13 protein-coding genes are annotated in these 13,156 nt (G+C 39.3%); 6 read left to right on the top strand and 7 right to left on the bottom strand.

The window, feature by feature from the left end:
* Positions 1–7: 7 nt before the first annotated feature.
* The 5 genes from J4E76_RS14430 to J4E76_RS14410 all read right to left on the bottom strand — a co-directional run bounded on the left by J4E76_RS14430 (position 8) and on the right by J4E76_RS14410 (position 7,351).
* A complete protein-coding gene (locus J4E76_RS14430; protein WP_208505331.1) occupies positions 8–3,367 on the bottom strand; it encodes a CHAT domain-containing protein in 3,360 nt (1,119 codons plus the stop codon).
* A gap of 132 nt (positions 3,368–3,499) precedes the next feature.
* The gene (locus J4E76_RS14425; protein WP_208505329.1) at positions 3,500–4,051 is read right to left on the bottom strand and encodes a YSC84-related protein; all 552 of its coding nucleotides are present in this window, start codon (positions 4,049–4,051) and stop codon (positions 3,500–3,502) included.
* 5 nt (positions 4,052–4,056) lie between these two features.
* Positions 4,057–4,701: a helix-turn-helix domain-containing protein gene (locus tag J4E76_RS14420; protein WP_208505327.1), complete on the bottom strand. Its 645-nt coding sequence runs from the start codon at positions 4,699–4,701 to the stop codon at positions 4,057–4,059.
* A 30-nt stretch (positions 4,702–4,731) separates the two neighbouring features.
* On the bottom strand, positions 4,732–6,252 hold the full coding sequence (locus J4E76_RS14415) for a magnesium chelatase (protein ID WP_208505325.1): 1,521 nt from the start codon (positions 6,250–6,252) through the stop codon (positions 4,732–4,734).
* A gap of 1 nt (position 6,253) precedes the next feature.
* The gene (locus J4E76_RS14410; protein WP_208505323.1) at positions 6,254–7,351 is read right to left on the bottom strand and encodes a VWA domain-containing protein; all 1,098 of its coding nucleotides are present in this window, start codon (positions 7,349–7,351) and stop codon (positions 6,254–6,256) included.
* A gap of 195 nt (positions 7,352–7,546) precedes the next feature.
* Here J4E76_RS14410 and J4E76_RS14405 point away from each other — a divergent pair, with 195 nt between their 5' ends.
* The 6 genes from J4E76_RS14405 (at position 7,547) to J4E76_RS14380 (ending at position 11,179) form a co-directional block, all read left to right on the top strand.
* Positions 7,547–8,110 carry an RNA polymerase sigma factor gene (locus tag J4E76_RS14405; RefSeq protein WP_208505321.1) on the top strand — a complete coding sequence of 188 codons (564 nt, stop codon included), beginning with the start codon at positions 7,547–7,549 and terminating at the stop codon, positions 8,108–8,110.
* On the top strand, positions 8,107–8,889 hold the full coding sequence (locus J4E76_RS14400; RefSeq protein WP_208505318.1) for an energy transducer TonB: 783 nt from the start codon (positions 8,107–8,109) through the stop codon (positions 8,887–8,889). The genes J4E76_RS14405 and J4E76_RS14400 overlap by 4 nt, the downstream gene beginning before the upstream one ends.
* A gap of 69 nt (positions 8,890–8,958) precedes the next feature.
* The gene (locus tag J4E76_RS14395) at positions 8,959–9,852 is read left to right on the top strand and encodes a MerR family transcriptional regulator (RefSeq protein ID WP_208505316.1); all 894 of its coding nucleotides are present in this window, start codon (positions 8,959–8,961) and stop codon (positions 9,850–9,852) included.
* 36 nt (positions 9,853–9,888) lie between these two features.
* A complete protein-coding gene (locus tag J4E76_RS14390) occupies positions 9,889–10,350 on the top strand; it encodes a hypothetical protein (protein ID WP_208505314.1) in 462 nt (153 codons plus the stop codon).
* Between the two features lie 40 nt (positions 10,351–10,390).
* Positions 10,391–10,807 (top strand): DUF1761 domain-containing protein, encoded by a 417-nt coding sequence (locus tag J4E76_RS14385; RefSeq protein ID WP_208505312.1) that lies wholly within the window; start codon positions 10,391–10,393, stop codon positions 10,805–10,807.
* A gap of 195 nt (positions 10,808–11,002) precedes the next feature.
* Entirely contained in the window at positions 11,003–11,179 is a 177-nt protein-coding gene (locus J4E76_RS14380; protein WP_208505310.1) for a hypothetical protein, read from the top strand.
* Here the strand turns inward: J4E76_RS14380 and J4E76_RS14375 are convergent.
* Both J4E76_RS14375 and bshA read right to left on the bottom strand, forming a co-directional pair.
* Entirely contained in the window at positions 11,176–11,967 is a 792-nt protein-coding gene (locus J4E76_RS14375; RefSeq protein ID WP_208505308.1) for an NAD(P)-binding domain-containing protein, read from the bottom strand. The genes J4E76_RS14380 and J4E76_RS14375 overlap by 4 nt on opposite strands.
* 21 nt (positions 11,968–11,988) lie before the next feature.
* On the bottom strand, positions 11,989–13,125 hold the full coding sequence (gene bshA / locus J4E76_RS14370) for an N-acetyl-alpha-D-glucosaminyl L-malate synthase BshA (RefSeq protein WP_208505306.1): 1,137 nt from the start codon (positions 13,123–13,125) through the stop codon (positions 11,989–11,991).
* Between the last annotated feature and the right edge of the window lie 31 nt (positions 13,126–13,156).

Raw genomic sequence — 13,156 nt, 5'->3', positions numbered from 1 at the left:
CGAGTTTTTAAGCCATTTTTTTTCTGTAGATAATCAAGGTAGCTAGCATTAAAAGTCCAATAACCCAATACCAATGATTACTCTTGGGATTCAGGTTGATTGGATCTGGATTGCCAACAATGAAAAAACTTCCCCAGTAATAAGGGTTTGATGTTATGTTATTAGAGTTTTTCAAAAACTCCAATTTGGCTTGTCTCAAAGATTCTGATTTGCTCATACCTTCCTTCAGGTTATCGTAAAAACTACTCATAATAACAGGCGCAATAGCATCCGAGACTTCCCATTGACTTAGCAAAACACTCTTTACACCTGCATATTGAAAGGCTTTACCGAGGCTCATAATACCCTCTCCATTCTTGATGTTTCCTGAACCAGTATTGCAGGCACTTAATACTGCCAATTCGGCATTTAATTCCATGTGATACAGCTCAAAAGTATGTAGGGTATTGTCTTCTACTTTAGAAGTTGTATCAGGTGTAAAATATAGTTTAGAGTTATCCGGATTTTCTTCATCAACCTCCCCGTGAAGAGCTAAGTGTAGTACCGAGTAATTGGGTGCTGATTTTTTAAAGGCAAATTCGCTTGCCTCATGACCATAGTAGAAGTCTCCATTAATTGAATTCGACAGGCCTCTAACTTCTGCTGCCGTTCCGGGGAGGTTTTCTTTAGGAGAATCTCTAAAGTTTTTTAAATCGGTATCTCTTTGTTCATTGGGACCAAAAGCGAGTGCCAGCAAAGTTTTTTGAGGGTTTTTTCTTTTAATTTCTTTGAAAAGCAGTGAGACCGAATTAGCATAACTAATGCTATATCTTTTGAGTAAGTAGTCATGTTTAGCATAATCCGTTGATGACGGGCTTGAAGAGAGTAGTAAATCAAAATTGATATTCCATAAGTCTTTGTCTGGGATGATAACTAATGAACTACTCGAAATATGATTAACTAAAGGTTCTAAAACGGATTGGTATAGTTTGTATCCACCTTCGCCAAATGACTCACCTTTGTCCTTTATTAAAGAAACATTGAAGTCGTTTATTTGTGTTGTCAATTGATTAGTTAAACCAAGTTTGAATGGTTTAATGCCTTCTTGGGAAAGGACAAAGGCAAAGAGGTGACTGTCTGTAATAAAATAGTCAACGATCGTTTGATCCTTTCTGATGTCTTTCAACAAGGTTTTGGCGCTCGTATGTTCTTGTGGATATAGTAGGCTATAACTACCCTCAAAATTTGCTTTCATATCAGATTCAAAATTCCTTTTCTCAAGTAGTAAGTCAAAGAGTTTTGATTGAACAGAATCAATAGCTCCTTTATTTACAAGAATTGACTTTTGATAGGTAATCTCATTATTGAGTTGGGCTTCTTTCTCTAAAAGGTTAAGGGAAACCTCACCTAGTGTTGCAGCTTCTCGTCTCCGCTCTTTGAATTTCTGATGAAAGCCTTTTGCTTTCTCTGAGTATAGCCACATCTTATGTAGATGATCTTGGTTTAGACCGGTGCTATCTTGTATCCACAAAGCCTCAATCGCAGACCCGTAGAATTTGTTGCTATACTCCTGCAATGTTATAATGTCAAGTGAATTGTTTTGTTCCTTAATCCAATCCCGAAGGAGTGCTTCTGTTTCATCAAAGCTATTCCAAGCTAATTCCCAAAGCTTTGCATCACTATTGTTCATGGCCTGTTGCAAGAGTATCTTACATTTGAGCATATAGGAAATGATGAATTCGGATTTATCTTTTGCTAACCAGATTAGGGGAACGGCTTCTTCTTGAAAAAAAATTATGTCATACTTGTTGGCCTTAATAGACTTATAGGTTGATTCCAAGGCCTTTTCTAAAAACCCTTCATTCTTGTATGTTTCTGCAATCAAGTTGTGTATCGAGGCCGTAAATTGATGCTGCTGACCATAGAATTTATCGGACTTGTCTATTGCTGATTGTAACAGGGTAATTCCGTCCTCAATTTCCCCCGTTTCGATTAAAAGATGACCAAGTCCAGACTCGGCTTGGATATCATATGCGCTCATGTCTGCTGTTATCATGTCTGTAATAGCAAAATACTTATCAAAAGAGTTTTTAGCGTCTTCGTATTTCCCTGATTCTCTAAACGCTTTTGCCAGGTCCGCATAGATCTCCGCAATGACCAGATTGGCTTCTTTGTCTAGCTGCAATTGTATTTCCAAAACTTCTAGGTATACCTCCAACGCTTTGTCTGTATTGTGAGATGCAGTGTACGCTTTGCCTAAATATCTCAAATCTATTACTGTGTATGGATGTACCCTTCCTAAGCTTTTCTTTGTAATGCGTAGTGCCTCTTCAAAATATTGTTGTGCTTCATTTATTGCGAATGATTGACTGAGCCTATGAATACCCATCATTCGGTAGCTAGAAGCAAGGCTGTAATTGTCCCGAGGAAGGATTCTCTTTTTAATATTGAAAGACTTTTGAACATATTCCCAAGATTTGTTGATGTTGCCAGCATTGTAATAGCTGTTGCCCAAATTCCCTTGTACTCTGGCAAGACGAGTTGAGTCTTTGATTGGGCTGTTCTGTCTGATTTTTTCTTCTTGTAAATTTGCAAATATGGTTGAGTCTGCTTGACCCATACTATTGAGGTTATATGCTAATTGGGCATAGTAATTGGCGGATACATCATATTCGTCCTGAGATACCATTGGAAGAGATTCTATAATTACCTTAACACTGTCTAGTCGGACTCGAGCATCAGAAGTTTTAGAGTGTAAGTGTAAAAGGTTAATCATATTTAACTGATGCTTGGCAACAGCGCTGGGTTTTTGTGGGGTAATTTTTCTTGCATAAGAAATAAGCTTCTCAAAGTAATATGCAGAGGAATCCAGGTTTCTTAGTCGATAATGGTCTAAAGCTAAGGGCTCTATGGCTGTTATCATTTGAGTGGGAGTAGCGCTTCTTAGGCTACTTGTAATTGCCAAGGCCTTATGATTATTTAACAAAGATGCCGCAGCATCTCTTGATTCAAGCATAGCCGCTTTCCCAAGATTTTGATATGCTAGTACTAGTGCATCAACAGATGATGCACTGTTTGATATGACCCTCTCAGAAATTTCAATGGCTTTGTCAAGTTTACCTCTGGAAAGCCAAGTCTTTGCGATTTCTGATTCTGTTAGGCTGAGTAGCTTAGTGTTGTCAGTCGAACGGTAAAATTCAGCACTCTTTTGAAGGTAGTATGTTGCAGAATCAAATTGACGACTTCTTGTGAATGACCTTGCCTTTTCGGCATAAATAGAGGCTTGCTCAGTTTCACTTGTCTGTCCCGAAGCACAGTTAATCACAAATGAAAATAGAATGAAGAGGATAGTCTTAGAGGAAACTCTTTCAAGAGAACAATAGGTCATTTTTTTATTTTTAGCTATCAATTAATCGCCTTAAGGCATGAAAAGTAAGCTAAAAACTATAGTTATTTTTAGTTTTTCTTATTGAACTGGAAGAATCCTTCATCCAATTTAGACCTGATATTCAAAGAAATGCTACTTCATCTTATTCGGAGGCACAAATTTAAAACGCTGACCACCCACAGAAGCCTCATACATTAACCCACCTTTTGCCATTGTAAATACAGCGACACCATCAGTGTATTTGGCATCAACTGAGATTCCTGACTTTAAGGCAACGGCAGAGGCCTGCGCTGCAAATTGGAATTCATTTTCAACAAACCTGTTGTAAGCATCGGCATTTTCAAAGAAGATTACTTCGCTGTAGGCCTGACCTCCAAATTGAAAGCCAATGGATATTTGAGTCATGTTAACTCCACCAGTTACACTACCACCTTTGTAGACAACTCCTTTTCCTGCTGCACCACCTATACCAATCGCTCCTTTCCCAATTGAAGGAAAAACTGCATAGCCGAAGGCAGAATCAAAAAAGTTGGCTATACCTGAATTAACCTTTTTGAATTCGGTCATAGTCTCCTGAGCTTTCTGAGGGTCGTGCTTCTTTCGTTTTTTTCTTTGGGCTTCGGCTTGGAAGCCTGTGATTAGGGCCAATGATAGTAGAAAGGTGAAAATTCTTATGGTGCGCATAACTCTTATTCTTTTATAAAATACTGGTCGCAACCAGCTCCGGGTTTAATGTCTAATAAGTTGGCCAAAACCAGCTTTACCAGCGTCTTCGAGGCCATAAATTTTGGAATTTCGGCTCTATTGGCAAACTCCTCTAATGTAACAAATTGATTTTCTTCAATCATCTGCATCAAAACTCTTTCCTTTTCGCCATAGTTGAAACGCTCGTCACGTTCATTATTGCGTCTTTTAAGAATTTGTCTCATCTCTTTAGAAGCTTTTATACTCTCCTCGCCTGACCTGATGAAAGCTGTTCCGTGCTCGGCATTAATATGCTCCTTAACCCTATAGGGTTTGTTTTGGCCCTCGGGGACCTCAAACACTGCGACTCCTTTCTTGGAGTTAAGTTTGATGATGTGGGTTGAATAGCTTAGAGAGGGCGTCACAAGCTTCTTTATGGTATCTTCTAAAACAAAAACCTCTCCCTCGATATTCCGAGCACCTGATATCGTTCCGTCATCATCAATACCGAGCAATAATCTACCACCTTGCGAATTAGCAAAGGCTACGATTTCTTTGATGATTTTTTCTGGAAAGTTGACCTTTTTCTTGAACTCTAATCGCTGTCCCTCGCCCTTTGTCACTAACCTTTGAATTGTAGTGATGTCCATCACGTAAATATTAGGTTAAAAAATGACTAATTACTCAAGGTCTTCGTCTGTCAAATCATCTAGATCTGGCATAGAAAACATACTACTCAATAGGTCCTTGAACCTTGTGCCGGTATCTAAGGCTGTTTTGCTCAGTTTACTGTACTCTGCAAGCCCATGAAGCACAAACTCCATTAAAAAGAGCCGCTCATGTTGTGAAGCCTTTGGGTATTTTGATTTCACTAAATCGGCTAAACCAGGCACGGCATTTAAGCCGGCTTCATAGTCCGCTGTAGCTAGATCGTTGATTAAGTCCAAGGTATAACCTTCACCAAACCAAGACACAATCGGCTTGTAGGGACTTTCAGATTTGTCCTTAGACTTATCATCGGGTTGAGGGAAATGATCAGTGAACATGGTTCTCACTGCTTTGCCAACTAAATTGTGGGCTACAATGCCTGCACCTTCTTGCTCACCTTCGTAAACCAATTCAACCTTTCCAGTAATTGCAGGTATAACGCCTACAAAGTCAGACACCCTGATATAAGTCTGGGCTTCTTTGTTAATAATTGCCCTTCGTTCCGCTGCGCTAATTAGGTTTTCGTATGCCGAAATTGTCAAACGTGCCGAAACACCGCTCTTCTCATCAACATATTCGCTATCCCTTGCCTCAATGGCGATTTGCTCAATCAAGTCTTGGGCAATCTCATTGATTACCACTTTGTCCTTTTGATTGTCTTTAATATCTGCTTCCTGAGTGGTGATTTGCTTGCTTACGTCCCTTGTTTTCGGATAATGCGTTATAATTTGACTGTCGATTCTGTCCTTTAAAGGTGTCACAATACTACCTCGGTTGGTATAATCCTCGGGGTTTGCAGTGAACACAAACTGGATATCTAGGGGCATCCTCAATTTAAATCCTCGGATTTGAATGTCGCCTTCCTGAAGAATGTTGAACAGTGCCACCTGAATTCTTGCTTGGAGGTCAGGCAATTCATTAATTACAAATATGCTTCTGTGCGATCGTGGAACGAGACCATAATGAATAACACGTTCATCGGAATACGGAAGCTTCAAGGTTGCCGCTTTGATCGGGTCCACATCACCAATCAAATCCGCAATGGATACATCTGGAGTAGCAAGTTTTTCTGCATAGCGATCTGATCTATGTAGCCAGGCAATAGGTGTTTCGTCACCTTTTTCCTCCAAGGTATCAACCCCAAAGCGAGTAATTGGATGCATAGGATCGTCATTCAATTCCGAGCCTTCAATAAACGGAACATACTCGTCCAATAACTCCGTCATCTGCCGGGCAATCCTAGTTTTGGCCTGACCCCTAAGGCCTAACAAATTCATGTTATGCTTCGAGAGAATGGCACGTTCGATGTCTGGAATTACGGTATCTTCGTAACCCCAAATACCTTCGAAAGTGGGCTCTCTGTTTTCAAGTTTTGCGATTAGGTTATCACGGAGCTCATCTTTGATCGACTTACTTTGATAGCCTGCCGCTTTGAGTCCCTTTAATGTGTTTATGGATAGTAATTGATCTGTTGTCAATTCTTTATAATTCATACTAGAATCTTTTTCTACGATTGCGTTTGTAGTCTTCAAAAATTATATGACCTAGCCCTTTCAGGCTACTGTAATAAGCGTTGCCATTATTAGCTGTAGTAAACTCCTGTACAAACTGCTTGAGATAAGGATCGGAAGCAATCATAAATGTGGTGACAGGAATGTTTAATCTTCGACATTGAGTGGCCAAATTCAATGTCTTATTCATGATCTTGGGGTCTAATCCAAAGGCATTTTTATAGTACTTGATGCCGACTTTCATGCAGGTAGGCTTGCCATCTGTGATCATGAAAATCTGCTTGTTGGCATTTTTTCTTCTCCGAAGAATATCCATTGCCAATTCTAAACCCGATATGGTATTGGTATGGTATGGTCCAACCTGCAAATAGGGCAGGTCTTTGATTTCTATTTGCCAGGCGTCATTGCCAAAAACAATGACGTCTAAAGTGTCTTTTGGATATTTAGTTGTGATCAGCTCTGCTAGGGCCATTGCCACTTTCTTGGCAGGTGTAATTCTATCCTCACCATATAAGATCATAGAGTGTGAGATATCGATCATCAATACAGTGGAGGTTTGTGTTTTGTACTCTGTTTCGATTACCTCCAGATCATTTTCGGTCATCATGAAATCTCCAAAACCATGATTGATCTGTGCATTCCTAATGGAATCCGTCATGGCAATTTGCTGAATAGAATCACCAAACTCAAAAGGTCTTCGGTCTGTGCCTGACTCATCTCCAGTACCTGAAAAATTCGTTTTATGCTGTCCCTTGCCTGTTTTTTTCAGTTTGCCGAAAATTTCTTCTAAAGAAGACTTTCTGATTTCCTGACCTGTTTTGCCTGTTACTTCAAACTTACCTTCTTTATTTTCTTCGGTGATATAGCCTTTGTCTTTTAGGTCTTCTATGAAATCTCCAATCCCATATTGGCCATCAGTGATATTGTATTGCTTATCAACATTGGTTAACCAAGATAATGCCTCAGATACATCACCGCCAGTGATGCTAATGAGCTGGAGAAAGATATTTAATAGGTTGTCGAAAGCAGATTCTCCTTGTGCTTTCTGAGGAATGAATTTCGAAAATCTATATCCCTTCATAAGTCACTTGTGAACACGATAAAACTAAAATTGGTTTAAACTTCGGACAATCTTCTGGAAAGTCTTTTACACAGAATTACTTATGTAATAGGTTACGTAATTGATTCAAAAATATTAGCTTGCCGTGTTCCTTTTAGTTGTGAAAGCGTTTTAAGTCCAAATTATTCAATGCCACAGTCATAACCTAGGGTGATCTTGACCAAATCGAACATATCAGAGTACACAGAGATCGAGCTGATTGAAAAGGCGAAAAAAGACAAGCGTTTTTTTGAGCCTCTTTACAAGAAGTACTTCGAGCAAGTGTACAGGTTGGTGTTTTCTAGGGTTCAGGATACTGATTTGGCAGGAGATATTACTTCTGAAGCATTCGGAAAGGCTTTATCTCACTTGAATGATTATAAATTTCAAGGCTATCCTTTGTCGGCTTGGTTGGCGAGGATTGCACTTAATAGCTGTTATGACTATTTCAGGTCGCAAAAAAAACAGCGATATGTTTCGCTTGAAAACTATGTCTCTCATGACATTGTCTTCGAGATAGAGATAGATGATAATGAAAAGGAACTTTGGTTAACAATGTTACCAGAGGTGTTGGAAAAGTTAAAGCCAGCGGAACTTGAGTTAATAGAACTTAGATTTTTCGAAGGAAAGAGCTTTGCGGAGATAGGATATATTCTGGACATTACGGAGGGCAATGCCAAAACCCGTACTTACAGAATTTTGAAGAGGTTGAAAAAGCATTTTAAGCGAAGAACATCGTGAAATACAATTTTGTAAATAAGGCAAAGAAATTGACACCAGCTGATATCAAGGCTCATATGAACTTTGATAGTGTGGTAAAAGGTGCGTCAATTTGGGCAGGATTTAAAATAGGTTCTGCTTTACTAAAACTGGGTACCAAAGTGAGTACTGCAGTTGTTGCGGGTACATCTACCGTTGTGGTGACAGCGGCTGTTGTGGTAGCAACCAATACTGATCTATTGAAAAGTAGTGGTGATTCTAGCCCTCAGCCTGAATCACAAGCCATAGAAGAACTCTTACCAGTTGAGAAGGACTCGGTTACTCAGGAGGAGACAATTGTTGCTGCCAAAGTGGATTCGTTGGATGCGAATGCTGTTCAGCCAGCTCCTCTTCAGACGAAAAAGCCTAAAAAGGTGAGTGTTCCTGTAGTGACCAGCAACAATAGCGCTGATAGTATAAAAGCAGAAGATATCATCGTTGAGGCAAGACCTCTTCCAGACTTTCAAACTTTCAAGGACTTTGTTGATCGGGAATTGAAATATCCTGTCGATCCAATTGGTGTGGGTATCAATGAAGAGACGGAGGAAAAAGAAGCTTTGGAAGGTTATGTGGAAGTATTTTGGACCATCAACAAAGAAGGAAAAGCTGAGAATTTTAAGATTAGAAAATCAATGGGGCAGGCCTTCGATAACGAGGCTATCCGAGTACTTAAGCTTTATCAAAATTGGCAACCCGCCAGCTTCAATGGTTCTGCAGTAGACAGTAACCTGAGGTTCAAAGTTAACTTTAGGGTAAAGTAGGCCCATTCACATCTTTATTCAAGTAGTATTGATTAGCTTTTGTGTATCTTTTCATAGATAACTATCGAAGTGATAAAATACTCCATAAAGGATCTGGAAAAGTTCTCTGGTATAAAGGCCCATACCATTCGCATATGGGAGCAAAGATATCAATTGCTAAAGCCTCAAAGGACTGAAACCAATATCCGATTTTATGACGATGAGCAGTTGAAATACCTGCTTAATGTTTCACTACTAGTCGAAAATGGTTTTCGAATTTCTCAAATCTGTGGGTTTTCACAAGAGGAGTTTAATGAGGCCCTGAGAGATATTATCGACAAAGGATATCCTACGAAAGAAGATCATCAGGTTAACTCAATAATTAACGAGTTGGTGATCGCTATGTTGGATTTGGATGAGCGTAGGTTTGAGAAAATCTTGGCATCGAGCTTACTTCAAAGAAGTTTTGAACAGACCCTGGTCAAAATTATCTACCCCTTTCTAAAAAGAATTGGGGTAATGTGGAGAATTGGTGAAGTTTCTACTGCCCAAGAACATTTCATTTATCAGCTTATCAGACAGAAGATAATTGTAGCCATTGACGGACTATTGATACCAAGCTCTGATTCTGAAAAATATTTGCTGTTTTTGCCTAAGTCAGAGTTTAATGACCTGTTGATACTCTTGTTTACTTACGTATTGAAGAACAGAGGAAAGCAGTGTATTTATTTAGGGGTAGACATACCTTTCAGGGACCTCCAACATGTAACGGATATCTCAAAGCCAGAAACAATATTCACTTTTATAAAGGCCCCAGCTTCTAAAATCGACACCCAAGCATATATCTATGAATTGTCAGAGGCTTTTACATCACAAAACATACTTATTACGGGTAATCCGTACTTCATGGAAGAGTTGGAGTACCCAGACAATGTCTTACTAATAACAGGTGTGGATGACCTTATAACCATGCTAGAAGACTGATAATCAGCATATACTACATTTTTATTATATTCATCCGTGCAATTTTTTAAACTTGGATATCCTCAGGCGCTTCTGCTTTGTACCTCTTTGTTCTTCTTCGCTTGTCAATCAAATACTAAAAAGACCCAGTTGCTTGGTCAGTGGTATAATGAATCCATGACGGTAAAAATTGGAGCACTTGATGGAAGCACTGACTCTCTTTTTAGTGTTCCAGAAGGACAATGGGAAAATGTTTTGGGTATTAAACCCATTCTTACCACTTATACTGAAGATGGGAAATATAACTCCGATTATATCAGTTTGACGGGAGAAATTCTTCAGAGTAAAGCAGGCGAATGGGCTTTGAAAGGAGACAGTTTGTTTTTAACAGAGGATGGTATAACAACCGCCTATTTTTTTGATTGGCGAGAAGGGAAGGCTGGTTTCATTGGATATCTCGATTGGGATAATGATGGCCATTCAGACGATCTGTATGAAGGTATTCAGGTTAAGAAGTAGCATTTTTTTTGAATTTCAACTTTAACTAAATCTTATAATTATGGATGTTTCTGCTATTAATTGGCTTGCAGTAATTGTAGCTGCTGTCGCATTTTTTGCCCTAGGGGCTGTTTGGTATGGACCTATTTTTGGTAAGTCTTGGCAAAAAGGGGTAGGCCTTTCTGATGACGATATGAAGAATGCCAACATGGGCAAACTCTTTGGATCAGCTTTTATTTTTGCACTCATCATTTCAGTAGGCATGGCCATTTTCTTTTATGGTTTCGGTGAAAACCCGGATATGAATGCTACCTATGGTGCCACAATGGGCCTCATGACCGGTATTTTCTTTCTTTTTCCATCGATTAGCATGAATTACCTTTTCGCCCGCAAGTCGGCAGGTCTTATGCTGATAGACTCAGGTTATCATATTGTTGCCTATACCATAGTGGGTATAATATTAGGTGCCTGGCAGTAACACAATGGTGGAATTTGAGTCTAATCACTTAAGACCCGTTTACTTTTTTTAACATAAATGGGTCTAAGTGTATACTAGGCGTTCAAGCGTCTATAGTATGGACATACAAATCCACCTTTGAACTTTATCCACAATATTACGTGTTGGGGGGGTAGGGAGAATTAATGGGTGTGGTATGTTTATTAAACTGACACCATGAAATTTAAAAGAATTGAAAGGGTGATAAATTCACCTAAAGCCTACAGAAAGGGCTTTCAGATGGCTCAGCTAGAGTATGATCGATTTCTTGAAATCAAGAATAGATTGAATCAGATGAAGGCATATCAACAACTGAAGCAAGGCGAACTCTTTCTAGAAGTCATCGAAGCTTAATAGTCAAGCGGAGATTTAAGACTTGAGTTTTTAAAACTACTTTCCACTATTTTGGATGGAATGACGGAAGGCTCTTCCCAAATCGGAAGGTCAAACCCATATTTTGCAGCCATCTTTTCATGCACTTCTTTACGCGTTGGATGATGATCAGAAACTAAGTTGAATATTTGTTTTTGATCAGCTGAACCCGACTCATCGATTAATTGACCGATTGTGTTTATAATATCTTCTAGGTGAATGTAGTTGACTTTTGTGTCAGCACCTTTTGTAGGCTTTCCTGCAAACCATTTTCCGGGAATTCGATCATTTCCCATGAGTCCACCACATCTTAGAATAGTAAGTGCTTGTTTGATTTCACTTATTTGTCCTTCACCTTTTACAACTGCCTTTGAAGATCCTTTGTCAAAGTTAGGTGCTGTATTGACGTCTACAGATGCATTGTTATTTGGATAATAAGAGGTTGAGCTAATAAAAATTACCTCTTTAACGGTACTGGACTGAAGCTGGTATTTCAAATACTTGATTTGCTCTTCATAAAACTCTGGTGTGTTTTTCTTTCTACCAGGAGGGATGTTGATGATCAGTAAGTCAACTTGAAAGAGCCGGTTGAAACCAATACCCTCGGGCATTGGATTAAGCCTAAAGAGTACTGGCTCTATTCCTTTGGAAGACAACAAATCCATTTTGCCTTCGCTTGTTGTGGAGCCAATGACCTTATGACCTGAATTAACAAGTGATTGGGCTAAAGGTAATCCTAGCCATCCGCAACCAACAATTCCTATTTTCATTAAGCCGAAAGTATATGCCTTTTACGATGTGGCCAACATAGTGGCTGCTACATCTGCATAGAATTTTTCATAAATCGGAAGAATTACCTCTATATCAAACTTCTTGGCTTGAGCTAAGGCATTTTTCTTGAATGTTTCGAGATGCTCCTCACTTAGAATATGTAGCGCATTTTTGGTCATCTCTTCGACATCTCCAATTTTAGATGTAAAGCCAGTTACACCATCAATATTCAATTCAGGAATACCCCCAGCTCTTGACGATATTACTGGCACTTCGCAGGCCATTGCCTCAAGAGCGGCAAGACCAAAACTTTCTTTTTCAGAAGGCATGAGGAATAAATCTGCCACAGAAAGAACTTCTTCTACAGCTTCTAATTTACCTAAGAACCTTACTTCGTCATAGATTCCTAGTTCTCTACAAAGGGCCTCTATATGGCCTCTTTCTGGGCCATCGCCTACCAATAGTAACCTGGCCGGTACTGTCTCTGAGATTTTATGGAAGATGCGTACTACATCGTCTACTCTCTTTACTTTTCTGAAGTTAGAGGTATGGACGATCAGTTTTTCACCATTTGGACAAATTGCCGTTTTAAAATGGTCCTTACGCTGTCTTTTGAATTTAGTAAGGTCGATAAAGTTAGGTATCACTTCAATTTCTCTTAAGATATTAAAGTGCTTATAAGTGTCTTTTTTCAGGTCCTCAGATACAGCAGTAACTCCATCTGATTGGTTGATACTAAAAGTGACAACGGGTTCGTAGGATGGATCTTTACCCACTAGTGTGATGTCGGTACCGTGAAGTGTGGTAACTACCGGGATGTCTATTCCTTCAGACTTTAGAATTTGCCTTGCCATTACCGCTGCTGATGCGTGCGGAATAGCATAATGAACATGAAGCAAATCTAGTTTTTCAAATTTTGCTACATCTACCATTTTACTGGCGAGTGCAAGTTCATAAGGTGGGTATTTGAAAAGGGGATAAGACCTAATGTTGACTTCGTGGTAGAATAGATTTTCGTTAAAAAAATCTAACCTTGTCGGCTGTGAGTAAGTAATAAAATGCACTTCATGACCATTTTTGGCCAATCCTTTGCCTAATTCAGTTGCTACTACACCACTTCCTCCGAATGTGGGGTAACATACAATTCCTATCTTCATTTGAAAAATGTCGCGCTACGAAATGTTAAAC

This window comes from Roseivirga sp. E12 (genome assembly GCF_017592825.1).
Taxonomy (GTDB): Bacteria; Bacteroidota; Bacteroidia; order Cytophagales; family Cyclobacteriaceae; genus Roseivirga.
The sequence above is the reverse complement of the archived record's forward strand: the minus strand, read 5'-3'. Positions and strand labels throughout refer to the sequence as shown.

Coding starts and splice junctions, on each gene's coding strand:
- bshA (WP_208505306.1), bottom strand. CDS start 13,125: ATGAAGATAGGAATTGTATGTTACCCCACATTCGGAGGAAGTGGTGTA.
- J4E76_RS14375 (WP_208505308.1), bottom strand. CDS start 11,967: ATGAAAATAGGAATTGTTGGTTGCGGATGGCTAGGATTACCTTTAGCC.
- J4E76_RS14415 (WP_208505325.1), bottom strand. CDS start 6,252: ATGAATTATAAAGAATTGACAACAGATCAATTACTATCCATAAACACA.
- J4E76_RS14410 (WP_208505323.1), bottom strand. CDS start 7,351: ATGAAGGGATATAGATTTTCGAAATTCATTCCTCAGAAAGCACAAGGA.
- J4E76_RS14420 (WP_208505327.1), bottom strand. CDS start 4,701: ATGGACATCACTACAATTCAAAGGTTAGTGACAAAGGGCGAGGGACAG.
- J4E76_RS14425 (WP_208505329.1), bottom strand. CDS start 4,051: ATGCGCACCATAAGAATTTTCACCTTTCTACTATCATTGGCCCTAATC.
- J4E76_RS14380 (WP_208505310.1), top strand. CDS start 11,003: ATGAAATTTAAAAGAATTGAAAGGGTGATAAATTCACCTAAAGCCTAC.
- J4E76_RS14430 (WP_208505331.1), bottom strand. CDS start 3,367: ATGACCTATTGTTCTCTTGAAAGAGTTTCCTCTAAGACTATCCTCTTC.
- J4E76_RS14385 (WP_208505312.1), top strand. CDS start 10,391: ATGGATGTTTCTGCTATTAATTGGCTTGCAGTAATTGTAGCTGCTGTC.